22 protein-coding genes are annotated in these 25178 nt (G+C 29.8%); 20 read left to right on the top strand and 2 right to left on the bottom strand.

All coding sequences use genetic code 11. From position 1 onward, the window contains the following. Nucleotides 1-12: 12 nt before the first annotated feature. Together VJY38_RS01165 and VJY38_RS01160 are read left to right on the top strand one after the other, a co-directional pair. Nucleotides 13-297, top strand: a complete 285-nt coding sequence (locus VJY38_RS01165; RefSeq protein WP_353678838.1) for an NAD(P) transhydrogenase subunit alpha part 2 — start codon at nt 13-15, stop codon at nt 295-297. A gap of 8 nt (nt 298-305) precedes the next feature. Further along, on the top strand, nt 306-1700 hold the full coding sequence (locus tag VJY38_RS01160) for an NAD(P)(+) transhydrogenase (Re/Si-specific) subunit beta (protein WP_353678837.1): 1395 nt from the start codon (nt 306-308) through the stop codon (nt 1698-1700). A gap of 110 nt (nt 1701-1810) precedes the next feature. Here VJY38_RS01160 and VJY38_RS01155 read toward each other — a convergent pair whose 3' ends face one another. Then, nucleotides 1811-2611 carry a phosphatase PAP2 family protein gene (locus VJY38_RS01155; protein WP_353678836.1) on the bottom strand — a complete coding sequence of 267 codons (801 nt, stop codon included), beginning with the start codon at nt 2609-2611 and terminating at the stop codon, nt 1811-1813. A gap of 95 nt (nt 2612-2706) precedes the next feature. Between VJY38_RS01155 and VJY38_RS01150 the strand changes: the two genes are divergently transcribed. The 10 genes from VJY38_RS01150 to VJY38_RS01105 all read left to right on the top strand — a co-directional run bounded on the left by VJY38_RS01150 (nt 2707) and on the right by VJY38_RS01105 (nt 13699). Further along, nucleotides 2707-3624 carry a DUF4097 family beta strand repeat-containing protein gene (locus tag VJY38_RS01150; RefSeq protein ID WP_353678835.1) on the top strand — a complete coding sequence of 306 codons (918 nt, stop codon included), beginning with the start codon at nt 2707-2709 and terminating at the stop codon, nt 3622-3624. Nucleotides 3625-3758: 134 nt separating this feature from the next. Continuing rightward, on the top strand, nt 3759-3998 hold the full coding sequence (locus VJY38_RS01145; protein WP_353678834.1) for a hypothetical protein: 240 nt from the start codon (nt 3759-3761) through the stop codon (nt 3996-3998). Further along, nucleotides 3980-5224: a type IX secretion system plug protein gene (locus VJY38_RS01140; protein ID WP_353678833.1), complete on the top strand. Its 1245-nt coding sequence runs from the start codon at nt 3980-3982 to the stop codon at nt 5222-5224. The genes VJY38_RS01145 and VJY38_RS01140 overlap by 19 nt, the downstream gene beginning before the upstream one ends. Further along, nucleotides 5212-6216, top strand: a complete 1005-nt coding sequence (locus VJY38_RS01135) for a Gfo/Idh/MocA family protein (RefSeq protein WP_353678832.1) — start codon at nt 5212-5214, stop codon at nt 6214-6216. The genes VJY38_RS01140 and VJY38_RS01135 overlap by 13 nt, the downstream gene beginning before the upstream one ends. A 65-nt stretch (nt 6217-6281) precedes the next feature. After that, nucleotides 6282-8846 carry a putative LPS assembly protein LptD gene (locus tag VJY38_RS01130; RefSeq protein ID WP_353678831.1) on the top strand — a complete coding sequence of 855 codons (2565 nt, stop codon included), beginning with the start codon at nt 6282-6284 and terminating at the stop codon, nt 8844-8846. A 416-nt stretch (nt 8847-9262) separates the two neighbouring features. Beyond that, complete coding sequence (locus VJY38_RS01125) at nt 9263-10555, top strand: ammonium transporter (RefSeq protein ID WP_353678830.1); 1293 nt, start codon at nt 9263-9265, stop codon at nt 10553-10555. A 23-nt stretch (nt 10556-10578) separates the two neighbouring features. Next, nucleotides 10579-11292 carry a TorF family putative porin gene (locus VJY38_RS01120; RefSeq protein WP_353678829.1) on the top strand — a complete coding sequence of 238 codons (714 nt, stop codon included), beginning with the start codon at nt 10579-10581 and terminating at the stop codon, nt 11290-11292. 25 nt (nt 11293-11317) lie between these two features. After that, nucleotides 11318-11656: a P-II family nitrogen regulator gene (locus VJY38_RS01115; protein ID WP_353678828.1), complete on the top strand. Its 339-nt coding sequence runs from the start codon at nt 11318-11320 to the stop codon at nt 11654-11656. Next, nucleotides 11656-12378: a glutamine amidotransferase gene (locus tag VJY38_RS01110; RefSeq protein ID WP_353678827.1), complete on the top strand. Its 723-nt coding sequence runs from the start codon at nt 11656-11658 to the stop codon at nt 12376-12378. The genes VJY38_RS01115 and VJY38_RS01110 overlap by 1 nt, the downstream gene beginning before the upstream one ends. A 52-nt stretch (nt 12379-12430) precedes the next feature. Continuing rightward, entirely contained in the window at nt 12431-13699 is a 1269-nt protein-coding gene (locus VJY38_RS01105; protein WP_353678826.1) for an NAD(P)/FAD-dependent oxidoreductase, read from the top strand. Here VJY38_RS01105 and VJY38_RS01100 read toward each other — a convergent pair. Beyond that, on the bottom strand, nt 13686-14447 hold the full coding sequence (locus VJY38_RS01100) for a carbon-nitrogen family hydrolase (RefSeq protein ID WP_353678825.1): 762 nt from the start codon (nt 14445-14447) through the stop codon (nt 13686-13688). The genes VJY38_RS01105 and VJY38_RS01100 overlap by 14 nt on opposite strands. Before the next feature lie 140 nt (nt 14448-14587). On the opposite strand from VJY38_RS01100, the gene VJY38_RS01095 reads away from it, so the two are divergent. The 8 genes from VJY38_RS01095 to VJY38_RS01060 all read left to right on the top strand — a co-directional run bounded on the left by VJY38_RS01095 (nt 14588) and on the right by VJY38_RS01060 (nt 25170). Further along, nucleotides 14588-16201: a nucleoside recognition domain-containing protein gene (locus VJY38_RS01095; RefSeq protein WP_353678824.1), complete on the top strand. Its 1614-nt coding sequence runs from the start codon at nt 14588-14590 to the stop codon at nt 16199-16201. Between the two features lie 3 nt (nt 16202-16204). Next, nucleotides 16205-17161, top strand: coding sequence for a 2-hydroxyacid dehydrogenase (locus VJY38_RS01090; RefSeq protein WP_353678823.1), 957 nt, complete (start codon nt 16205-16207; stop codon nt 17159-17161). 87 nt (nt 17162-17248) lie between these two features. Next, entirely contained in the window at nt 17249-18370 is a 1122-nt protein-coding gene (locus VJY38_RS01085) for an alanine dehydrogenase (protein WP_353678822.1), read from the top strand. A 21-nt stretch (nt 18371-18391) separates the two neighbouring features. Beyond that, nucleotides 18392-19744 carry an acetyl-CoA hydrolase/transferase family protein gene (locus tag VJY38_RS01080; RefSeq protein WP_353678821.1) on the top strand — a complete coding sequence of 451 codons (1353 nt, stop codon included), beginning with the start codon at nt 18392-18394 and terminating at the stop codon, nt 19742-19744. Between the two features lie 2 nt (nt 19745-19746). After that, nucleotides 19747-20436 carry a metallophosphoesterase gene (locus VJY38_RS01075; RefSeq protein WP_353678820.1) on the top strand — a complete coding sequence of 230 codons (690 nt, stop codon included), beginning with the start codon at nt 19747-19749 and terminating at the stop codon, nt 20434-20436. A 296-nt stretch (nt 20437-20732) separates the two neighbouring features. Then, a complete protein-coding gene (locus VJY38_RS01070) occupies nt 20733-23105 on the top strand; it encodes a GH36-type glycosyl hydrolase domain-containing protein (protein WP_353678819.1) in 2373 nt (790 codons plus the stop codon). A 12-nt stretch (nt 23106-23117) separates the two neighbouring features. Further along, on the top strand, nt 23118-24080 hold the full coding sequence (locus tag VJY38_RS01065) for a glycoside hydrolase family 130 protein (protein ID WP_353678818.1): 963 nt from the start codon (nt 23118-23120) through the stop codon (nt 24078-24080). Continuing rightward, entirely contained in the window at nt 24064-25170 is a 1107-nt protein-coding gene (locus VJY38_RS01060; RefSeq protein WP_353678817.1) for a carbohydrate-binding family 9-like protein, read from the top strand. The genes VJY38_RS01065 and VJY38_RS01060 overlap by 17 nt, the downstream gene beginning before the upstream one ends. The last annotated feature ends 8 nt before the right edge of the window (nt 25171-25178 follow it).

Genomic DNA, 25178 nt, shown 5'->3' with positions numbered 1-25178 from the left:
AAGAGGTAATAAATGGAAGGTATAGGAATCTTAATGTTAATCTATGTATTTGTACTTGCCATTTTTGTTGGTTTTGAATTAATAACAAAAGTACCCCCAACATTACATACTCCATTAATGTCTGGTTCAAATGCAATTTCTGGAATTACTATTGTTGGTGCTATTTTAAGTGCAGGTTTGCACGAATTTACTATAAGCACAATTCTTGGATTAATAGCAATGATTTTTGCTACAATAAATGTTGTCGGTGGTTTTTTAGTTACCGACAGAATGTTAAAAATGTTCAAAAAAAAGTGAGTTGAAAAATGAAGTTTGTAATAGAAATTTCTTATTTAATTTCCTCTGTACTATTCATATTTGGTATTAAAAATTTAGCATCACCAAAAACAGCCAGGAAGGGAAATCTTCTTGCTGCTCTTGGAATGTTTATCGCAATTGTTGTAACATTACTTGATCAACATGTTTTAACTTACGAATGGATTATTATTGGATTTATTATTGGTGCTTTTGTTGGTGCTGTACTGGCATTAAAAGTACCAATGACTGGTATGCCACAAATGGTTGGATTATTAAACGGATTTGGTGGTGGAGCTTCAATGCTCGTTGCATATTCTGAATATTATAAAATAGTTAACTTCCCACAATTTAATTATGATTATCAAACAAGCATTACAATTGTTTTAAGTATCTTGATTGGAGCGGTTACATTTACTGGTTCATTAATTGCTTTTGGTAAACTTCAAGGTATTGTAACTGGTAGAGTAGTGCGTTATCCATTCCAGCATCCAATAAATGCTTTATTGTTGTTAGGAGTTTTATTAGGTGGAATTTATTTTGTACTTAATCCTTCTTTACAGTGGTTAATTATTTCGATAGGAATTATCTCACTTATACTTGGTGTTTTGTTAGTACTTCCAATTGGTGGAGCTGATATGCCAGTTGCAATTTCTCTTTTGAATTCATATTCTGGATTAGCTGCATCGGCAACTGGATTTGTATTACAGAATAATGAATTAATTATTGCAGGTGCATTAGTTGGAGCTTCTGGAATTATTTTAACCAATATTATGTGTAAAGGAATGAATCGTTCTTTAATGAATGTTGTTCTTGGGGGATGGGAATCCGCAGGTTCTACTGGTGTAGCTACTTCAACTACTTCACAAAAAGGACAGGTAAAATCTGTTGATGCAGAAGAACTTGCAATGTTGTTCGATGCTGCAAGCAGTGTAATAATTGTACCAGGCTATGGAATGGCTGTTGCACAGGCTCAACATGCTGTAAGAGATTTAGTAAATGTACTTGAAGCTAAAGGTAAAAAAGTTAGGTTTGCTATTCATCCAGTTGCTGGTAGAATGCCTGGACATATGAATGTTCTTCTTGCAGAAGCTCAAATACCTTATGATAAAATGCTATCTATGGAAGAAATAAATGATGATTTCCCAAATACCGACATTGCTTTTGTTGTTGGTGCAAATGATGTTGTTAATCCAGCAGCAAGACACGATAAAAATAGTCCAATTTATGGAATGCCAATCTTAAATGTTGATTATGCTAAAACAGTTGTAATTAATAAAAGATCTTTAAATGTTGGTTATGCAGGAATTGAGAATGAATTATTCTTCTATCCAAATGCTTTGATGTACTTTGGAGATGCAAAAGATGCAATTACAAAATTGGTACACGAGATAAAGAATTATTAATATAAGTGATTAATAAGTTATCAAAGAAGACTGCCTCTGGCAGTCTTTTTTATTTTAAGAGAATTGTAAATATTATAAACACTTTTTACAAATAGAAATTTCTATCGGGATTAAAAATTTATTTTAATAATTATCCAGTTAGAATTATCACTTCTTAATTCTAAAATTTGATTAGAATTGTTACTCTCTTTATGAATTGAATGAACCCATTCACCTACAAAATATCCAATAGCAGCTCCAAGAAAAACATCTGATGCCCAGTGATTATCCTGATAAACTCTCGAAGTTGCAGTAAGTACTGCAGGAATATAAAAAATTACTTTTAATATTTTTGAATCAGTATTATTTGATAATATTGTTGATAATGAAAAAGCAAGTGTTGCATGACCTGAAGGTAATGAGTGAAAATCATCATTAAATAAAGTAAAAGGTTTATAAAATTTAGAGCCATTATTTGTAAATGGTCTTGCACGTCCCAACGATATCTTTAGTATTTGTGTAATAATTCCTGAATAAAACGCAGATTGAAATATCTCAAATCCAATCCTTTTTGTTGAATTGTTATTTCCTATAATACCGTGTAATCCAAAAGCACTTCCAATTATTGCTGTTGTATAAATTTCTCCCCATTGTTTCCCAAAGTTAATTGGAAAGCTTTTGTTATAACTCCTATCCTTTAAATATTCATTTCTAATCTGTTGATCAATCTGCATAGTTACAAATGTTCCTGCACCTATAATACTGAGTTTTAAAAAATCGTTTTTATCCCAGTTAATAGGTAATTTGAAAAAATTTATTGTTTCATTCTTTAGTTGATATAAATCGTATTTGTTTTGTGAAAACAAAAGTGAGTTTGAAATCAAAATTATGATCAAACTTACTTTAAAGTATTGGCTAAGTTTATTTTTCATATGAATTGATATAAAATTTATTAATTATTCAGGTGTAAATGTAACTTTTATTATTTCATTTAGTCTAAAGATATGAATAAAAAGGAGAATATGAAATGAAAGATTTAAAAATGAAAATTGGATTAATATTTTTATTAATAATTGCTTCTTTATTATTGCTAAGAACCAGTACAGTTGCACAGGAGAAAAAATTAATTTCAGAAAAATCATTTGAAGTTAAATCTGGTGAATCTTTACATGTTGAAACTTCTGGAGCTGATGTAAAAGTTTTATCGTGGGATAAAAACGAAGCACTTATTAAAATATTCGGTAACAAAAAAGCTGAAAACGAGATTTATTTCGAGATCGAAAAAGTTGAAGATGGAATAAAAGTAATCGCAAAAAAGAAAAAGAGATTACTTTTTGATTTCGGAGTTGCATTAAATTTGAGAATTGATGCATACGTACCTAAAAATTATAATTGTGAAATAAATACTTCAGGCGGAGATATAAGATTAAATGATATTCAGGGAGAACATAAATTAAATACTTCGGGAGGCGATATTGAACTTGAAAAATTATCTGGTAATATAAAAGCAAAAACTTCTGGTGGCGATATAAAGTTGAAAAATGTAACTGGTAAACTTGATGTATCAACTTCTGGTGGAGATATTAATTGTAAAGATGTTGTTGGTGAATTATATGCATCAACATCTGGTGGCAATATAGTGGTTGATTATATTTCTGGAATGATAGAAGCTTTTACATCTGGTGGCGATATTAAAATAACAATTCAAGATGAATTTAAAGGATTACAGGCAAAAACCACAGGTGGCGATATATTTATTAACTTACCAGCTTTTGCTAAAGCATCTGTTGAACTTGAAACTACTGGTGGCGAAATTGAATGTGATTTCTCAAATTCAAAAACATATAAGGTAACAAGGAAAAGACTGCTGGCAGAATTTAATGGCGGTGGTAATAAGCTCAGAGCATATACAACAGGAGGTGATATAATATTAAAAGAAAAATAATTTAAAACTGTATATCTGTGGAAATTTAATAGAACTTTTCAGGACAATCTTTTTTAAAGAAGTAATACCTTCCTAATTGGAAAAAAAATCTTTTTTCCATACTTTTTGTTCAAGTAATTTTAAAGGTATTTAATATGAAATTAGATTGGTCACAATTTTTAGGAAAAATTCTGAATATTACCATGTACGAAAATTATGGAGTAGTATATGGTAGATCTGAAAATGAGCATCCAACATTTTATGAAATAGTTTTTAAAACAGGAAAGCTTATAGCAGCATATGATGATGGACTTTTACTCGAAGCTCAAAGGGAAGAACAAGCATACAATATTTTCGTACCATTTACTTCTATAAAATGTGTAGAAATATTTTAATAGTTACTTTCTTATTTTGTTTATTTCTAAATCTATCCGCAGAAGATATATACATTAAAAGCCTACGTGTTTATTCCTCAAATAATCAAACATCATTTCCTGTGATTGATAATTCAGACCAGTCAAAAAAATTTATTACAATTGAATTTGATGTTCAATGTAATTATGCTCCGAATCTAAGTATTGTTTTTAAATTTTGTGATAAAAACTGGGAGCCATATAACACAGCTTTTTTAAAAAATTATGGCTTTGACACAGAGTATAATCTCTGGTTAGAAAAATTACCTCTTCGAATAACTGATGCTCGCTATCATTACACAGGTATATTCCCAAATAAAAATGTAACATTCCCATTTTCTGGCAAATGGAAATTTTACATCGTTGATTCACAAAATCATGACAGAGTTTATGCAGAAGGAAAATTTTTTGTTGTATATCCCGAAGTGGAATTGAAAGTTTTACTCGAAAAAAAAAGATTGGAAAATTTAATACCTGAAATTGCAGCACTCGGTAGAGTATTTTACATAAAAGTTTATTTTAATTTACCTGATACATTATTTAATTCATATATTGATCTTGTTGAGATAATCGAAAATAAAAAAATTGCTTATCCAATTCGTATTGAAAAAGAGAAACCAACAGATAAAACTTATTATGAGTGGAATGGTTCTAATGAATTTTTATTTATTGCCAAAGACATAAAACCAGGGAATGAATATCGGCAAACTGATTTAAGAGATACAAATAGATATTATCTCAAAAATGTCAATGCTCAATACGATGGAATTGAAGTATCTGACTTTTTTAGAAAAAGAAAAAAAGATTTTAATGGTGGCTCTATAATAATTGATTATAAAAACGAATATGCTGAGTATATGAATGTTACTTTCAGATTGCGACCACCTGAAAATATAAAATCTTCTGTTTTTCTTATTGGTGATTTTAATAATTGGGAGTTATTGCCACAATATAAAATGTTAGATATTGATGGATTATTAAACCTCACAATAGAATTAAAAAGAGGTATTTATGACTATCAATATGTTGTTGTAAACAATAGTGACGAAAATATTAATGAAATAGACTGGTACATTCTCGAAGGAAATTTCTGGGAAACAGAAAATGATTATCACATATTTCTTTACTACAAAACCCAGGAAAAAGGTGGATATGATAAAATTATTGGTTATAAAAAAATAAATAGTGGTGAAATATGGAAAAATTAAAAGTTGGAGTAATTGGCACAGGACATCTTGGTAAAGTACATGTGAAATTATTAAAAGGTATTGAAAATTGTGAGTTGATTGGAGTTTATGATAAAGATTTTAAGAAATCAGAAAGTGTCTCAAAAGAATTTAATGTAAAACAATATCTCGAACTTGAAAATCTTTTAAATGATTGTGAAGCTGTAATAATTGTTGCTACAACAAGTGCTCACTATGAACTTGTTAAACAGGCATTTGAATTCAATAAACATGTATTTGTCGAAAAACCAATTACTGTTCACATATGGGAAGCCGAAGAACTTGTTAAAATCTCTAATGAAAAAAATCTGAAATTACAGGTTGGTCATATAGAAAGATTTAATCCAGCTCTTATTGCACTTGAAAAGTATGATTTAAATCCTATGTTTATTCAATCAGATCGACTTTCTCAGTTTAATATGCGTGGAACAGATGTTGCAGTTGTCCTTGATTTAATGATTCATGATATTGATATAATACTCAGCCTTGTTAAAAGTGAAGTTAAAGATATTAAAGCGAGTGGTATTTCTGTTGTATCAAATAATATTGATATCGCAAATGCAAGAATTGAATTTGAAAATTTTGCTGTAGCTAATGTTACTGCAAGTAGAATATCACAAAAACGTATGAGAAAGATGAGACTTTTTCAGCGTGATACTTATTTTTCCATTGATTTTATTGAAGGGAATACTGAAATAATTAGATTATTGTCGCCTCAAAATTTACCAAAAGGAAATTATTTAAATCTTGGTGAAATTGGAGTTGGAGATAAAAAGAGAACAGTAGTTTATGAAAATCCATCTCAAGTAAATATAAACCCATTGCAATATGAACTACAACTTTTTATTAATTCTGTTTTGAACAATACACAACCGCCTATAACAGGAGCAGATGGACTTAAAGCTTTAAAAGTTGCAGACATGATAATTAAAAAGATAGAAAATTCGATTCAGCAAGCAAAGATTGATATTTAATAATCTTTATCTCATCAAAAATAAATAATTTCGTATTCAGTGTATTTTTTATTTATAAAAATTAGATGAAAAAAATATTTTCAATATTGTTTTTAATTAATGTTACCTTAATTGCAAAGGGGATTGATTTTTATTTTAGTAAAGCTGATACAATTAACTCATCTATTGATACAACTTTTAAAGATACTTCAAAAACTAAAAGAAAATTTGATGTTGATGCTGTTGTTTATGCTTCTTCATCTGATTCAATAGTATTCGATATACAAAGTAAAAAAATGTTTATATATGGCAATGGTCAATTAAAATATAAAGATACTGATTTAAAAAGCGGTAAGATTTTTATTGATTACAACTCAAATGAACTCGAAGCTTTTGGTATCCCTGATACATCAGATACAGCAAAAATAAAAATAAAGCAAACCCCTGTTCTTAAAGAGGGAACAGAAACTTACGAAGGGACACAATTAAAATATAATTTCAAAACTCAACGTGGATTTATTTCTCTTGCAAAGAATGAAATGCAAGGTTCACGATATGAAGGAGAAAAGGTTAAAAAGGTAGACAAAAATATTTATTTTATTGAGCATGGTATGTTTACTACATGTGAAAAAGATACTCCACATACATACTTCACAGCAAGTAAAATGAAAGTAATTCAGAAAGATAAAGTTTTTGCAAAATGGATATTGATGCACATAGAAGGAGTTCCACTTCCAGTTCCATTACCTTTTGCTGTTTTTCCAAGCGAAGGAGGAAGAAGAAGTGGTATTATTGTACCAAGTTATGGAAGAGATATTAGAAGAGGACAATATTTTTATAATTTCGGTTATTTCTGGGCAATCAATGATTATTTTGATTTAGCATTTAATGGTGATTATTATACTAAAGGTGGATATGGCTTACGTTCGAGATTGCGTTATGCTAAAAGATATAGCTTTAATGGAAATTTTAATGCAGGTTATTCAAAAATTAAAGTTGGAGAAGAAAACGATCCAGTTGCTTTTAGACAGAATGTTGATGATTGGAATTTATCCTGGTATCATACACAACAAATAAATCCAACCACACAACTAAATATGAATCTCCAATTTTATTCTTCAAGTTATTTGAGAAATAATAGTATTGATTATAATGATATTCTCTCACAAAATATTGTATCAAATGCTACATTTAGTAAAATATGGGATGAATCAGGTAATAATCTTGTAATTAATTATAGTAGAACACAAAATTTAATTAATGGTGATATTTACGAAAGTCTTCCAAATATTACTTTTACAAAAAATATTTCATACCCTTTTAGAAAAGAAAATTCAATTGGAAAACAGAAATGGTATGAACAATTAGGATATTCTTATACTGGACAATTTATAAATAATCGTAATAAAGTTTCTGGTAATCTATCAATTCGTGGAGGCATTCAACATAATTTATCAATTAATGCTTCTCCCAAAATTGGATATTTCAGTATAACTCCAAGAATTAATTACACAGAAAAATGGTATAATAAAAGAATAAAGAAGGAGAATGTTGTAGTTAAAAAAACGAATGTATTTACAGGTGAAATTACAGAAGAAGATTCTATAATCACAAAGGATGTTAATGAAATTAATTTTGTACGTACGTTTGATTTAAGTGTTTCAGCAAACACAAAATTCTATGGAATATTTCAACCAAATATTCTGGGAATAGAAGCTTTCAGACACACAGTTACACCTTCAATATCTTATGTATATAAACCAGATTTTTCTACCGATTTCTGGGGATATTATGATTATTACACTACATCTAAAGGGGAAAGAATTAAGTATGATAAATTTACAAGCGAAGTATTTCGTGGAGCAGAATCAGGTGAACAACAGGCTATAAATTTTTCTATAGGAAATGTATTCGAAATAAAAACTTCCAGACGAAGTAGCGATACTCTGAAAAAAAGTTCTGAGAGTAATAAAATTCAATTATTAAATTTATCTGCAAGTTTAGGTTACAATTTTGCAAGAACAGAATTTAAGCTATCGGATCTAAATCTTTCTTATAGAACACAGGTAGGAAACTTATTAAGTTTTTATGGTTCTTCAAGTTACACATTTTATGATTATGAAAATAAAACAAGAGTTAATAAATATTTAATCTCTGCAGGGAAAGGATTATTTCGTTTAAATAATCTTAATTTTTCAATATCAGCAAACTTAAGTGATGAACTATTCAGTAATAAAAATAAATCTGAATCAAGAAATGAGGAAAGGACTGATATAAAAAGTGGAATTCAACAACAGGATAATTCAACAAGTATATTTAAACCCTGGAGTTTGAGTTTAAATTATAATTTTAATCTGAGTAAAATTGATCCAGCAACTGTATCAAAGTATTCTAATATTGGAATAAATTTGAGTTTTAGTCTTACAAAGAACTGGAAATTTACTGTTCGAGGTAATTACGATTTTGAACTAAAGCAAATTACAACACCACAGATTACTATTTATCGAGATCTACATTGCTGGGAAATGAATTTTATCTGGAATCCACTTGGTTATTATAGAGGCTTTAGATTCGAACTCAGAATGAAAGCTCCTGAACTACAGGATATAAAAATTACAAAATCTCGTGGCTTATATTCTGGAAGAAGATAATATCTAAACAGTCTATATTATTCAATCAATATTCCTGCGCATTTAAAGTCATTCCATTAATATAAACTTACCAGTACAACAAATAACCATATCATATAAAATTCACCATCATTGTATTAACGGCAAATAAATAATAAGGCATACTTGACATTTAACAATACTTTTTAATATATTTAAAATAAAATTCCTAACTTATTTAGGAATTTATAAATATTTGCCATAATTATTATTTATTAATAATCCCTTGTAATTATAAAATAAAAAGGAGGAGGTAAAATGAAGCCAATTAATTGTTACAAAGTCAGGAAGAGAAATAAGGTTTATTACACAGGATTTATATGGCTTAGGTGATAAGTTTAGTTTATTCAATATGCATTAAATAATATTAAATAAAAAAAAATAGGAGGAAAAATTACATGGAGTATAAAATAATACTTGATACAATCTGGGTTTTATTTACTGCCTGTTTGGTATTTTTTATGAATCTTGGTTTTGCTCTTGTGGAATCTGGTTTCACACAAAGTAAAAATACTGTAAATATTTTGTCGAAGAATTTTATAGTATTTGCAATATCATCTTTAGCATTCTGGCTTATTGGTTGGGGTTTAATGTTTGGTGATGGTAATGATTTTATTGGTCTAAAAGGATTGGTAGGATTAAGTGGTGCAGATAATAGTCCTGCAACAGGAGATTCTTATCAAGGTGTTTATTCTGCAATTAGCTGGACTTCAGTTCCATTACTTGCAAAATTTTTCTTCCAATTAGTGTTTGCTGGTACAGCTGCAACAATAGTATCTGGAGCTGTTGCAGAAAGAATTAAATATGTAGACTTTATAATTTTTTCATTTTTCCTTGTTGCAATTATGTATCCAATAACTGGACACTGGATTTGGGGTGGTGGATGGCTTGCTAAACTTGGATTCTGGGACTTTGCTGGTTCAACTGTAGTGCACTCTGTAGGTGGTTGGGCAGCTTTAACAGGTGCAATTATTCTCGGCCCTCGTTTGAATAAGTATCGTGATAATAAAATTTATCCTATACCCGGTCATAATATGACATCTGCAACAATAGGAGTTTTTGTACTATGGCTCGGTTGGTTTGGATTTAATCCCGGTAGCACTATGGCAGCAGATATCGAAAATATATCCAGAATTGTAATAACAACAAATAGTGCCGCCATAGCTGGAATTTTATCTTCAACAATAGTTGCATGGATAGTTCTTGGTAAACCTGATTTAAGTATGACAATAAATGGTTGTCTTGCTGGACTTGTTGCCATCACTGCAGGATGTGCTTACGTGGGTGTTTGGAGTTCACTTATTATAGGAGCAATCGCAGGTATTCTTGTTGTTTATGCTGTAATCTTTTTTGATAAAATTAAAATTGATGATCCTGTTGGAGCTTTAGCAGTTCATTTAGTAAATGGAATATTTGGAACTCTTGCAGTCGGTTTATTCGCAGAGGATAAGTACATGCCAGGAACCACAGGAAATGGTTTATTCTTTGGTGGTGGATTTAAATTATTTTTCAATCAATTAATTGGTGTTGTGGCTGTTGGCATTTTTACTTTTGTTATTTCTTATATCATTTGGATTATACTTAAGAAATTAATCGGATTAAGAGTTTCTCCTACTGAAGAAATCGAAGGTCTTGATATTGGAGAACATGGTATGGAAGCTTATCCGGAATTTGAAAAAGTAGCTAAATAATTTTAATAAATTTTGGAGGGAATATGAAAACCATGAATAAACTACTTTTATGTATTTTATTAATGCTTTTTACATCGAAAAACTTTGCACAAGAATTTTCTTTGAATACTGATTTTGTCAACAGATATATCTGGCGTGGTTTAGATTTAGGAGGAGATGCGCCAAGCATTCAACCAAATATTAAATTAACTATAAGTAACTTTACTATTGGATTCTGGGGAGCGTATCCAATTTTCAAAGATGCCGCATTGAACGAGATTGATATCTATGCTACTTATTCATTTTCTTTATCTAATGCAGGTAGCATTAGTTTTGGTTTAACAGATTATACAAATCCAGATAATGGTGTTAAATTTTTTAACTTTGCTAATCATGATTCGCACAATGGTCCAGGAGCGCACAGTATTGAATTTAATGCGAATTACACTGGACCAGAAAATTTTCCTTTAACATTATCTGCTAATATTTTCGTTCACAATGTTGCAAATAATCCTATTTATCTCCAGTTAGGATATGCTACTAATCTTAATGGTGTTGGAATTAATTTATTTATTGGAGCAACTCCAGGGGATGAAAATAGTTATTACTTAACTAACAAATTTAATATTATCAATGCAGGTTTTACTGTTTCTAAAACATTAAGCATTACAAGTGAATTTAATTTACCTATTTTTGGTTCAATTATTCTGAATCCTTCTCAGGAAAATATTTTTTATGTAATTGGAATAACTTTATAACCTTCAACAATAAGAGGAATAAATTATGAAAAAAATTGAAGCTATTATTCGCCCACATAAATTAGATGAAGTTCAAGAAGCATTAAGTGAGGCCGGATTTATGGGATTAACAGTATCCGAGGTCAGAGGTTATGGGAGACAAAAAGGTCATAAAGAAGTTTATCGTGGTACCGAATATAACATTAACTTTGTACCTAAAGTAAAAATCGAACTTATTTGTACTGATGATCGACTCGAAAAAGCTCTTCAAATTATTATTGATGTAGGAAAAACTGGTCAGGTAGGAGATGGTAAAATTTTTATTTATGATGTTAAAGATGCAATTCGTATTCGAACAGGTGAATCAGGAGAAGCTGCCCTGTAATGTCTTTTAAAAAGATATACATATTCAAACTGGGATCCACTTATCAATCTATTAAAAGAAAATTTGGTGATTTTGATGATTGGATTGTTAAAACAATTGGTATTGATATTAAAAAAGTAAAAGTAATTAAAATAAATGAGGGCGAAGATATAAATGATATAAAGAATTGTGCCGGTGTTATTTTAACAGGGTCTCATTCTATGGTTACTCAAAATAAAGAATGGAGCCTGAAAGTTGAAAAGTGGATCCCTAAACTTATTGAAAAAGAAATTCCTGTACTTGGAATTTGTTATGGACATCAATTAATTGCTAAAGCTTTAAATGGAATTGTTGATTATAATTCTGATGGTGAAAAATCCGGCAGTATAAAAATTAAATTAACTGAGGAATCAAAAAACGATATATTATTTTCTAAATTACCTCAGAAATTTTTTGTGAATGTTTCTCATGCTCAATCAGTATTTTCATTACCACAGGAAGCAAAAATTTTAGCATATGATTCCAGAAACTCAATCTATGCTTTTCGTATCGGAAAGTGTACCTGGGGGGTTCAATTTCATCCAGAATTTGATAAAAATATTATGATGGAATATATGCTTAAATCACATGATAAGAAGAAAAATCTAATCACAAAAAAACTACCTATAGAAAAAATAAAAAATACACCTTATTCAAAAAAAGTATTGAAATTATTTTACGATTTTGTAATTGCTAATATGTGAATTAACCGGGATTTATTTTTGTTATAATAGGAAAGAATTATAGAAAGATACAATGAAGAAAGTTATTATTGTGGGAGCTGGTTTTGGAGGGCTTACATTAGCTCGTGAATTAAGAAATTCTAATTGTGATATTTTATTGATTGATAAAAATAATCATCACTTATTTCAACCATTGTTATATCAGGTTGCAACTGCTGCTTTATCGCCTGGGGACATTGCAGCTCCAATCCGTGAAATTATGAGGAAACAAAAAAATATAAGAGTAATTTTATCCGAAGTTAATAGAATCAATTTAGCTGAAAAAAAAGTTTATGTTAATCCAGACTATAGTAATTATGAATTTCAGAAAGAATTTAGTTATGATTATCTGGTGCTTGCAGTTGGTACAATGAATTCATATTACGGCAATAATCATTGGAAGAAATACGCACCTGGATTAAAAACTATTACAGATGCACTTTACATTAGAGAAAAGATTTTATATTCTTTTGAGAAAGCAGAACTGTTAGAAGATGATACTGAAGTTTCTAAATACTTAACATTCGTAATTATTGGGGGTGGACCAACAGGCGTAGAATTGGCAGGTGCAATTGCAGAAATAGCTAAAAAAACAATGTTGAAAGATTTTAAAAAGATTAATCCTGCAAAAACAAAAATAATTTTGGTTGAAGCATCAAATAGAATATTATCTACATTTGATGAAAACTTAAGTACTTATGCAATAAAATCACTGGAGAAATTAGGTGTAAAAATATTATTGAATACAAAGGTCACAAATATTACACATAATGGTGTAGAGATTAATGGTGAATTTATTTACTCGTATAATGTTATATGGGCAGCAGGTAATTCTGCAGAGTCTTTAACTAAATCACTGATTGTCGAACTCGATAAATATGGAAGGGTTATAGTTGAAAGTGATTGTTCTATAAAAGATTATTCTGATGTTTTTGTTATTGGAGATGCAGCATGCTTTATAGATAATGGAAGAGTATTACCTGCACTTGCACCTGTTGCAATTCAACAGGGGAAATATGTTGCAAATATTATTAAAAATGGAATTCCTAAAAATAAAAGAGAACCATTTAAATATTCTGATAAAGGAATAATGGCTACTATCGGAAAAGCTAAAGCAATAGCACAAATTCATAATGTTAAGTTTACTGGATTTATCGCATGGCTATTATGGGTGTTTATTCATATTCTATATTTAATAGGCTTTAGAAATCGTTACCGTGTATTGACTGAATGGATCTGGTTATATATAACAAATCGAAATGGTGTGAGATTGATAGTTAATAATCTTATTAAATCAACTTAATATCATTTAAAAACTGTAATTTATTTCTTATCTCTTCAACTAAATCTAAATTTATGTCACATAAAATTATTTTTTCTTCATTTTCATTTATTACTAAAATATTCCCTGAGGGATCTACAACTGCACTATTACCATTATAATTAAAGTAAGGATCATTTCCGGTTCTATTAACTCCGATTATAAAACATTGATTTTCGATAGCTCGTGCTTTAAGTAAAGTTTTCCAGTGTTCAATTCTATCGATAGGCCAGTTAGCTATGTTAATTATTAATTCTACTTTTTGCTTGGCATATAGTCTAAAGAGTTCAGGGAATCTTAAGTCGTAACAAATACTTAAACCAATTTTTGCTTGATCAATTTTTGTAATTACAATCTCATTACCGGCAGAATAAAATTTATCCTCTTTAGTGTGAGTAAATGGATGAATTTTTCTGTAATATGCAGTTATTAAACCATTGCGATCCAGATGAATTAGTGAGTTATAAAACTTACTATCATTTTTTTCAATTATACCAAAGAAAATATGAGTTTTTAATTCAGATGCAAGTTTCATAAAATATTTCATACCTGAGCCATCAATTTCTTCAGCAAACTTATTAGAATGCATTGTAAAACCGGTGAGCGTCATTTCAGGGAATATGAGTAAATCAGGTTTTTCATTTAGTTTATCAATTAATGTTTCTATCTTTTTGATACTTTCGTCTTTGTTTTCCCATACTGGAGAAAACTGAACAAGTCCTGCTTTCATATTACCTCTTATTTTATTATGCGTTATGGTTTATTATGATATGTTATTTTAATAATCAGTTAATACGACATAAAAAAATCTGCCTTTTTCATTCTTAATTTTTTAATTTAATGTTAATAATTTCACAATTAAGAGATAAAATGCTCAACTACATCTGGCTTGCTCTTATAACATTAGGAATTTTAACTGCATTCACAGCAGATATAATTGATATTTCTAATAATAAATATAATAATGGTAAACCTTTATATGTTACTGTTAAATTTGATGAAAATGATTTTAATATAAAATCCATTAACTCAAAACTTGAGATTAATTCAAAAGTATTTAATGATTTTTACAAAACTGATTATAAAAATAATGTAGAACAAGAAATAAAACTAAGCAAAACTCAGAATCCAGAGATATTTAATGTTTATTTTAAAGTAAATGATAATTCACCTGAGATATGGAAAAAAATTGCAAATGCATCTGGTAAAGAAGATGATATAACAGGTAAATTATTTATTAAAGGGGAAATTGATTCATTGCATTATCATGCAATGCTTTATTTAGAAGAAATTTCTTTTTTAAAAATTAAAGATGTAACAAATGCTATTATTGAATATGCTGGTAATGCAGTTAAAATTGCTATTGGATTAATTGGGATTATGTCTTTATGGCTGGGTATAATGAAAATAGCTGAAAAATCTGGAATGATAAATTTAATAGCAAAATTTGTTAAACCTGTTACAAAATTTTTATTTCCTGATGTACCTCCGGAGCATCCTGCAATAGCCTCAATTGTAATGAACATATCAGCGAATATGCTGGGATTAGGTAATGCTGCCACACCTTTTGGTCTAAAAGCAATGGAAGAACTTGATAAGTTAAACACTAATAAAGGAACTGCAACTAATGCAATGTGTACTTTTCTTGCAATTAATACAGCAGGTTTAACTTTAATACCTGCTACAGCAATTGCAATTAGAGCTGCAGCTGGAAGTAGCAATCCAACTATTATTATTGGTACCTCTTTTTTTGGTGCTTTATGTGCTACTATTACAGGTATTATCGCAGTTAAAATATTAGAGAAGTATCCTTTCAGATTAAATGAACTAATGTATTATATTAAAAAGAGTTATAAAAAAATTCTAATATTGGTTATCGGCTTTTTATTTTTAATAACTATTCTTAAACAAAAAGTTATTTCGGATATGTTTTATTTAGATGCCGATTTATTGAGAAATATTATTCAAGTCATTTCAATAATTGCAATTCCTTTAATAATATTTTTATTTGTGATTTATGGAGTAATTAAAAAAGTAAAAATTTATGAAGAATTTGTAGATGGAGCAAAGGAAGGATTTAATATTGGGGTTAAAATAATTCCATATCTCGTGGCAATGCTAATGGCAATTGGAATTTTTAGAGCAGGCGGTGGCATGGATATATTGGTTTTAATTCTCTCCCCAATAACAAATCTTATTGGCTTTCCTGCGGAAGCTATTCCTATGGCATTAATGAGACCACTATCTGGTAGTGGTGCACTTGGAATTATGTCTGAAATAATTTCAAAACATGGTCCCGATTCTTTTATTGGAATTTTAGTATCTACAATTATGGGAAGTACAGAAACTACTTTTTATGTATTGGCTTTATACTTTGGTTCTGTCAATATACGTAAAACAAGACATGCAGTGGCTGCGGGAGTTCTTGCAGATATAGCTGGAATAACTGGAGCTTTTTTAATAGTTAAATTTTTATTTGGATGAAAGATGAAACAAAAGATCTTTATTACTCAAAAGTTACCTGGAAATATAGAAAGTTATTTACAAAAAAATGGTTTCATTACAGAAACTTTTGATAAAGAACGATTAATTACTAAAAAAGAATTAATAGAAAGAGCACGGGATGTTGATGCATTAATATGTTTGTTAAGTAATAGAATCGATAAAGAAGTTATTGATAATTTAAATAAGTGTAAAATTATTGCTAATTATGCTGTTGGTTATAACAACATTGATGTTGATTATGCAAAATCAAAAAATATAATCGTTACAAATACTCCTGATGTTCTCACAGATGCAACAGCTGATATTGCAGTGGCTTTAATCTTAGCATGTGCTCGAAGATTACATGAAGGAAATAAATTAATGCGTCAAAAAAAATTTAAAGGATGGAAACCAGATCTCTTACTTGGTTATGATATAAAAGATAAAGTAGTGGGCATAATTGGAGCCGGAAGAATTGGCACAGAAGTAGCAATAAGAATGAAAGCTTTTAAAACAAAAATTTTGTACTACAGCAGAAGTAGAAATTATGAGCTTGAAAAATTAACTGAAGCTAAAAAAGTTTCTCTTAACTACTTGCTTAAAAATTCTGATATTATTTCTATTCATGTTCCACTGACTGAAAGTACATTTCATTTATTAAATAAAGAGAATATGGTTTTGATGAAGAAGAGTGCGATAATAGTTAATACAGCAAGGGGAGAAGTAATTGATGAAAAATTTTTAATAAAAATTTTAAAGCAAAAGAAAATTTTTTCAGCTGGCTTTGATGTTTATGAAAATGAACCGGATGTAAATCCAGATTTATTGAAATTAGATAATGTGTTTTTATTGCCTCACATCGGAAGTGCAACTATAGAAACTCGAACAAGAATGGCTATGTTAGCTGCTAAAAATGTTATAGAAGTTTTGAAAGGGAATAAACCTATTACTCCTGTTTAAAATATTTGTTTGTAGAATGAAGTTAGAATAAGTATTTTTGATTGAAATATAAATATATATAATTTATAAACTAATATTGAAATAAAAATGAGAATAGGAATTCCCAAAGAGACAGTAAGAGAAGAAAAAAGAGTAGCACTTGCACCAGCGGGAGTTAATACATTGGTGAAAGCTGGTCATACGGTTTTTATTGAAACAGGTGCGGGATTAGAAAGCCATTTTACAGATGATGAATATCGAGCTGTTGGAGCTAATATTGTCTATAGTGCAGAAGAAGTTTATCATCGTTCTGAGATGATAGTAAAAGTAGCACCATTAACTGATGAAGAAGCTGATATGCTTCAAGAAGAACAGATCATATTTTCATTTCTTTATCTTGCAGTTGGTAAAAAAACTATAATCGAAAAATTATTAGCAAAAAAAGTTACAGCCATAGCATATGAACTGATTGAAAAGGATGATCAATTACCTGTTCTCCAATCAATGAGCGAAATAGCTGGACAATTAGCAATTTCTGTGGGGGAAAGATTTTTAGGTAGCGATTCTCAGCTCGGGAGAGGAATTTTAATGGGGGGTATTGCAGGGGTAGCTCCAGCTGCTGTGGTAATAATTGGTGCCGGAGTTGTCGGTTTTAATGCTGCTCGAACTGCTCATGCCAGAGGAGCTCATGTTATTGTTCTTGATAAAGATTTAAGAAAATTAAAAAGAATAAATGATTTGATATCCAAGAGTATCACTACAGTTGCTGCTAATCAATATACTATTGCTCGTGGTGTTAAATTTGCCGACCTTCTAATTGGGGCAATACAAATCAAAGCTGGTAAAACTCCTCACATTGTTACAGAAGAAATGGTAAAATCAATGAAGAAAGGTGCAGTGATTATTGATGTTTCAATCGATCAGGGAGGATGCATAGAAACAAGTAGACCTACTACATTATCTGATCCTATATTTATTATGCATAATGTAATACACTACTGTGTACCAAATATGCCTGCATTAGTCTCCAGAACCGCAAGTTATGGATTGACTAATGCATCAATGGAATATATATCAGAAATAGCTGATAGCGGTTTATCTCGAGCTTTATTATCGGATGCTGGTTTAGCTAAAGGCGTTTGCACTTATAATGGATATTGTACGAATGAAATGATTGCAGATGCTTTTTCATTAGAACATAGGAGATTGCACATTTTCCCTACAAATTAAATTTAATTACATGGAATAATTATGACAGTTGAAAAACTTAAAATTGATAAGCATACAAATGCCGCCTGGATAAAAAAATATAATTCAAAAATTACTACGGCAGAAGAAGCAATTAAAGTAGTAAAAAGTGGAGATAAAATTATTATTCAACCAGGTTGTGCAGCTCCATTAGAACTTATAAATGCACTGGTAAAGAGAAAGGACGAACTTTATAATGTAGAAATTTATCATATACTTGTAGTTGGTGATCTTCCATATACTCAACCAGGTATGGAAAAGCATTTTAAGCACAAAGCTTTTTTTATTGGAGCTAATGTTCGTCAAGCAATTAATGAAGGAAGAGCTGAATTTATTCCAATTTTTTTATCAGAAGTTACTTTATTATTCAAAAAAGAAATTATTAAAGCAGATGTAGCATTAATTCATGTTTCGCCACCCGATGAGCATGGATTTTGTAGTTATGGCATTGATGTAGGAAATATTAAAACTCCTGCAGAAAAAGCAAAATGTGTTATTGCTCAGGTTAATAAACAAATGCCTCGTGGTCTTGGAAATAGTTTTATTCATATTAATAAAATTGATTATATAGTTGAAGTTGATACTCCACTTCAAGAACTTCCTCAAGTTGATCCTGATGCTACTCCAGATATGCTTGAAATATATGATAAAATCGGAAAGAATGTTGCAAGTTTAATAGAAGATGGTTCTACACTTCAAATGGGAATTGGTGCAATACCAGATGCTGTTTTAAGATATATGAGAGATAAAAATGATCTTGGTGTTCATACTGAAATGTTTTCTGATGGATTAATAGAATTAATTGAAGAAGGGATTGTAACTGGTGAAAAGAAAACTTTGCATCCAGGAAAAGTAGTAGCAGGATTTGTACTTGGAACTAAAAAATTATACGATTACATAGACAACAATCCAATATTTGAATTTCATCCACAGGAATATGTAAATGATCCATTTCTTATTTCACAGAATTATAAAATGGTTGCAATCAATTCTGCAATCGAAGTGGATTTGACAGGACAGGTGTGTGCAGATAGTATTGGTACTAAATTATTTAGTGGTATAGGTGGACAGGTTGATTTTATTCGCGGAGCTGCACGTTCAGAAGGAGGAAAACCAATAATTGCACTTCCTTCGGCAACTCGTGATTTAAAATATTCTAAAATTGTTCCTATGCTTAAACCTGGAGCTGGTGTTGTTACATCACGAGGTGATGTTCATTATGTTATAACTGAATATGGTATTGCAGATCTTTATGGTAAAAGTATTCAAGAAAGAGCACGAGCACTCATAAACATTGCACATCCTTTATTTAGGGATGAATTAACTGAATTTGCGAAAAAAACCTACCATATCTAATCATGATTGCTATTATTGGAGATATACACGGTTGTTATTATACACTGGAAGAACTTTATAATGAAATTATAAATCGCTATCCTGGAATTCCTGTATATTCAATTGGAGATTTGGTTGATAGAGGTAATTTTAGCTATGAAGTTGTAAAATTTGTGAAAGAAAAGAATATCATACTTACACCGGGAAATCATGATTACATGTTCTATCATTTCTTTAAAGAGCCATCGAGTATTTTTGCTCGCTCCTGGTTTTTTAATGGAAATGAATCTACATTGCTTTCATATGAAAAGCATGAAAAAGAAATGTTTGAACATATCGAATTTATTAAATCAGCACAGTTATTTTATAATCTTGAAGATTGTTTTATTTCTCATGCAGGTATATCTGTTTACTATGAAAAATTTTTGCCTCAAGATTTTAGAAATAATCTTGATTTATTAGAACCATTAATATATAATGATATTTCGAGTGACAGAGGAATAATGTGGACAAGAGACCCGCTACTTAATCTTGGAAAGCTTCAAGTTGTAGGACACACAAAACAACCAGATATTACTTATATTGAAGATTCAAATGCATTGTATATCGATACAGGAGCTTGTGTTGGCAATAAATTAAGTGCAGTAATAATTGAAAAAAATTCAATTATAGATACAATCCAAGTTAAAACACATCTGGAAGATATTATTTAATTGCCAAATCTTAATTATACTGCAAATTTAAATAATATTTAAGTTAAGCTAAATTAAATCTTTATTCCATTATTCTTACACAGATTAAATTTTATAAAATGGCTATGTTATTTCCAATTGAAAACGTAGTCATTTGCCGTTTAATATTTATTGTTATAAAAAATACTCACTTCAAAAATTTGACATATTAATTTTAGTTTTTGTTTATTTTCAAAAATATAATTGATTTTATAAGTTACCGTTTATATTTTAGTGTAAGTTATTTTTTGAAAAAAATATACTTTGGGAGATTTTATATGGATTACGGAGAATTTTCTGAAAGTGGTAAGGAATTTATCATTTATAATGTTGCAACACCTACTCCATGGATAAACTACATATATAATGACGAATATTTTTCTACAATATCGAATAATGCCGGTGGTATTAGTTATATTAAAAATCCCTTGCATGGCAGAATAACAAGATACAGAATCAACGAAGTCCCGCCTGATAGACCTGGTAAATATATATATGTAAAAGATTGGGATAATAATGAGTACTGGAGTTTAAGCTGGCAACCTGTAGGAAAGTACAAAGAATCTTATAGAGTTATACATGGATTCGGCTATACAAAAATCGAATCGAATGTCAAAGATATTAAATCCGAAAGTTTGTTCTTTGTGCCCGTTTCTGATAACCGCGAAATTTGGAGAATAAAATTAAAAAATGAATCAGATAAGATTCGTAAATTATCTTTATATGGTTATGTTGAATTTGCATTGGGGCATGGTTTAATCGATTTAATTAACCAGTGTGATGATCAACATTTTAATCGAGTCTATTTCGATAAAAAACTTAATACATTATTTGCAACAAAAACTTACTGGGTTACTCAATCAAATGGAACACAACAACAAGAGAACAAAGAATGGGACCAATGGGCATTTTTTACTATTAACCTTCCTGTAGTTCAATACGAAACTCTGCGTGAAAGATTTATTGGAAATTATCGTAATGAAAATAATCCTATAAGTATAGAAACAGGTGAATTATCTTCTCAAGATACTGATTATGGGAATGCTGTTGGTGTTCTAAGAATTGATGTAGATTTAAAACCTTTTGAAGAAAAAGAAATAATATTTTCTCTTGGTGTTATACCTAAAAAGGATTTCGATGCAAAGAAAGAAACTATTATAAAATATAATAATCCCGAAGCTGTCCATAATGCATTTGAAGAAGTAAAAAATAAGTGGGAAAAATTTATTAATAATACACATTGTAATACTCCTGATAAAGATATAAATATTTTTATGAATAATTGGATTCCTTATCAGGCTAAGGTTGCTTTTGATATCGGGAGAGTAGCAAGTTTTTATTATTGGGGTATTAGTCGTGGATTTGGATTTAGAGATACTGCTCAAGATACTATAGCTGTTACTATTGCACTCCCTCACAAAGCGAAAGAAAGAATCTTATTATTATCACGACAGATGTTTACTGATGGCAGAGTTTATCACCATTTTTATGATGATGCGAATGGTGAATTAACAAAACATTGCGATGATCCAGTATGGTATATTTTGGCAGTAACAGAGTATATTAAAGAAACTGGAGATGTTAGTATTCTTGATGAAAAAGTTTCTTATGTGGATAATCCCGAAGGTACCGTATTAACTCATTTATATTCTGTTGTGAATTTTATTAAAAATATTTTAACACCTCGATTTCTACCAGTATTTGGTAGAGGAGATTGGAATGATACCCTTGATTACATTGGAGGTGAAGATGGCGGAGAAAGTGTATGGGCTGCAATGTTTTATGTTGCAATGTTAAATCGATTAATTGAATTATTTCAATATGTAAATATTGACAGTAAAGATATCGAAAGTCTCAGAGATAAAATCAAAAATAGTATTGATGAATTATGCTGGGATGGAGAATGGTATATTAGAGCTTTTGGAAATGGGAAGAAAAAAATTGGTTCACATGAAAATAAGTACGGAAAAATATTTATAAATACTCAAAGCTGGTCGGTTATTGCTGACTTATCTAATAAAAAAAGATTATTGAAAGCACTTGATAGTGTAAAAAAATATCTTGATACTGAATATGGTCCTAAAATTTGTGCCCCTGCATTTCGAGAAATTGATCCAAACATTGGTCTTATAACAAGATGTGTAGCGGGTAAGAAAGAAAATGGAGCTATTTTTTGTCACCCTGTTACCTGGTTAATTCAAGCCGAAGCTATTATGAAAAGGGGAAATGTCGCTTATGATTATCTAAAAAAAATATTACCCAATCGTATCGATTCAGATATTTATACTGCTGAACCTTATGTATTTTCTCAATATATTACAAGCAATGAACATTCATCACCTGGTAAAGCAAGTCATTCCTGGCAAACAGGAACAGCAGCATGGATGTATCGAGTGTTTTATGATTATATCTTAGGAGTCAGAGCTTCTTATAATGGTTTGATAATCGACCCCGTAATTCCATCTCACTGGAAATATTTTACAGTAGAAAGAGTATTTAGAGGTACAAGATATATAATTGAAGTAGTAAATGAATCTGGTGTTGAGTCTGGTATTAAAGAAATATATCTGGACGGGAAAAAATTAGAATCATTCATAATTCCTCCTGTACAAAAAGAAATCTGTAATGTAAAAGTTATTATGGGCAAATAAAAAGAGATAAATATGCTATTGAGATACCACAACAATCCAATAATAACAAGAAAAGACATTCCTGAGATAAAACCTCATCTGGTTGATGTCTCTTCGGTTTTTAATCCAGGAGCAATCAAACATAATGGTAAGTATATTTTGTTATTGAGAGTTCAAAATAGAGGAAGGGAAACTTTTATTGTAAAAGCAGAGAGCGAGGATGGGATAAATTTCAAAGTCGATAACAAAATCGTTCACTTTAGTGGAATAGAAAAATTAAAAGAAAAAGTATATCACATTTACGATACAAGAATAACTAAAATTGATAATGTTTACTATATAATGTTTGCAATGGATATGGATGATGGATGTAAACTTGGACTGGCCGTGACTGATGATTTTGAAGACTATAAATTTTTAGGAATAGTATCAAGAGATGATTCAAGAAATGGTGTATTATTTCCAGAAAAATTTAATGGAAAGTTTTTACGATTTGAAAGACCAAATAAAGTAAGTCTTAAAGGTGGACCGAAAACTGGCAATTCAATTTTCTTATCTGAGTCAACAGATTTAATTAAATGGAAGTATGTAAAGGAAGTTATGGCAGGAAGATTTCATTACTGGGATGAATTAATTGGCTCAGGTCCACCTCCAGTAAAAACTCGCGAAGGATGGTTACATATCTATCACGGAGTTGCAACTCATTTTGCAGCTTCAAATATTTATCAAGCAGGTGTTGCACTTCACGATTTAAATGATCCAGGGATTCTAATTCATAGAAGCAGATATAACATTCTGGAACCCCGTGAATTGTATGAACTTGTTGGGCAGGTTCCAAATGTTTGTTTTCCTTCAGGAATTATTGTCGAAGAGTATGATAACGAAGGTTTTGCTTTAAAATCTAGCAAAGTTTTAATTTATTATGGTGCAGCAGATACTTCTGTTTGTCTTGCATACACAACTATTGGAGAACTAATTGATGCAGCTAAACAATAAAAAGTTTTTAATAGTCATCTTATTAATTTTATTTTCCCAAACAATTTTTGCTCAATCTATTCCTGTTCCGCAAATTAAATTTTCACCAAGAAAATATATTTGTTATTTCACTCATGAAAATATAACCATTGATGGGAAACTTGATGAAACTTCATGGAAGAATGTAAAATGGACAGAAGATTTTGTGGATATAGAAGGAGATCTAAAACCAAAACCACGTTTTAATACAAAAGTTAAAATGCTGTGGGATAAAAATTATTTTTATATAGCAGCACAATTAGAAGAACCCCATATCTGGGCAACATTAAAAAATAGAGATGACATTATTTTTTATGATAATGACTTCGAAGTATTCATAGATCCTGATGGCGATACTCATAGATATGTAGAATTTGAAATGAATGCCTTAAACACTGTGTGGGATTTGTTTTTAATAAAACCTTATCGCGATACAGATAAAGCAGCATTACATGGTTTTGATATTAAGAATTTGAAATCAGCTGTTTCAATTTTTGGGTCAATAAATAATCCATCCGATATAGATAGTTGCTGGACATTAGAAATTGCTTTTCCATGGGAAGCCTTTAAAGAAATAACAAGTGCAAATGTACCTCCGCAAGATAATGATCAATGGAGAATAAATTTTTCACGAGTTGAGTGGAGAACAAATGTAGTTAATAGTAAATATGAAAAAGTAATTAATCCTGAAACAAATAAACCTTATCCAGAAGATAACTGGGTCTGGAGTCCACAGGGTGTAATAAACATGCACTATCCTGAAATGTGGGGCTATGTTCAGTTTTCAAAAATTGAAGCAGGTAAAGGTTATATTGATTTTATTGAAAATCAATCCGAACAAATAAAATGGTATTTGAGAAATATCTATTATCAACAAAGAGCATATTTCGATAAGAATAAAAAATATGCAGATAATATTTCTGCTCTGGGCATAGAACCATTACAGATAAATGGAATTTTTTATACGCCTGAAATAAAAGTAATAGATGATATGTATAAATGCACATTTTTAGATGATGAAAATATTTATACACTTTATCATGATGGCTTAATTAATATTAAAAAAAATTAAAGCAATAA

The organism is Rosettibacter firmus, assembly GCF_036860695.1.
In the GTDB taxonomy this organism is placed as follows: domain Bacteria; phylum Bacteroidota; class Ignavibacteria; order Ignavibacteriales; family Melioribacteraceae; genus Rosettibacter; species Rosettibacter firmus.
The sequence above is the reverse complement of the archived record's forward strand: the minus strand, read 5'-3'. Positions and strand labels throughout refer to the sequence as shown.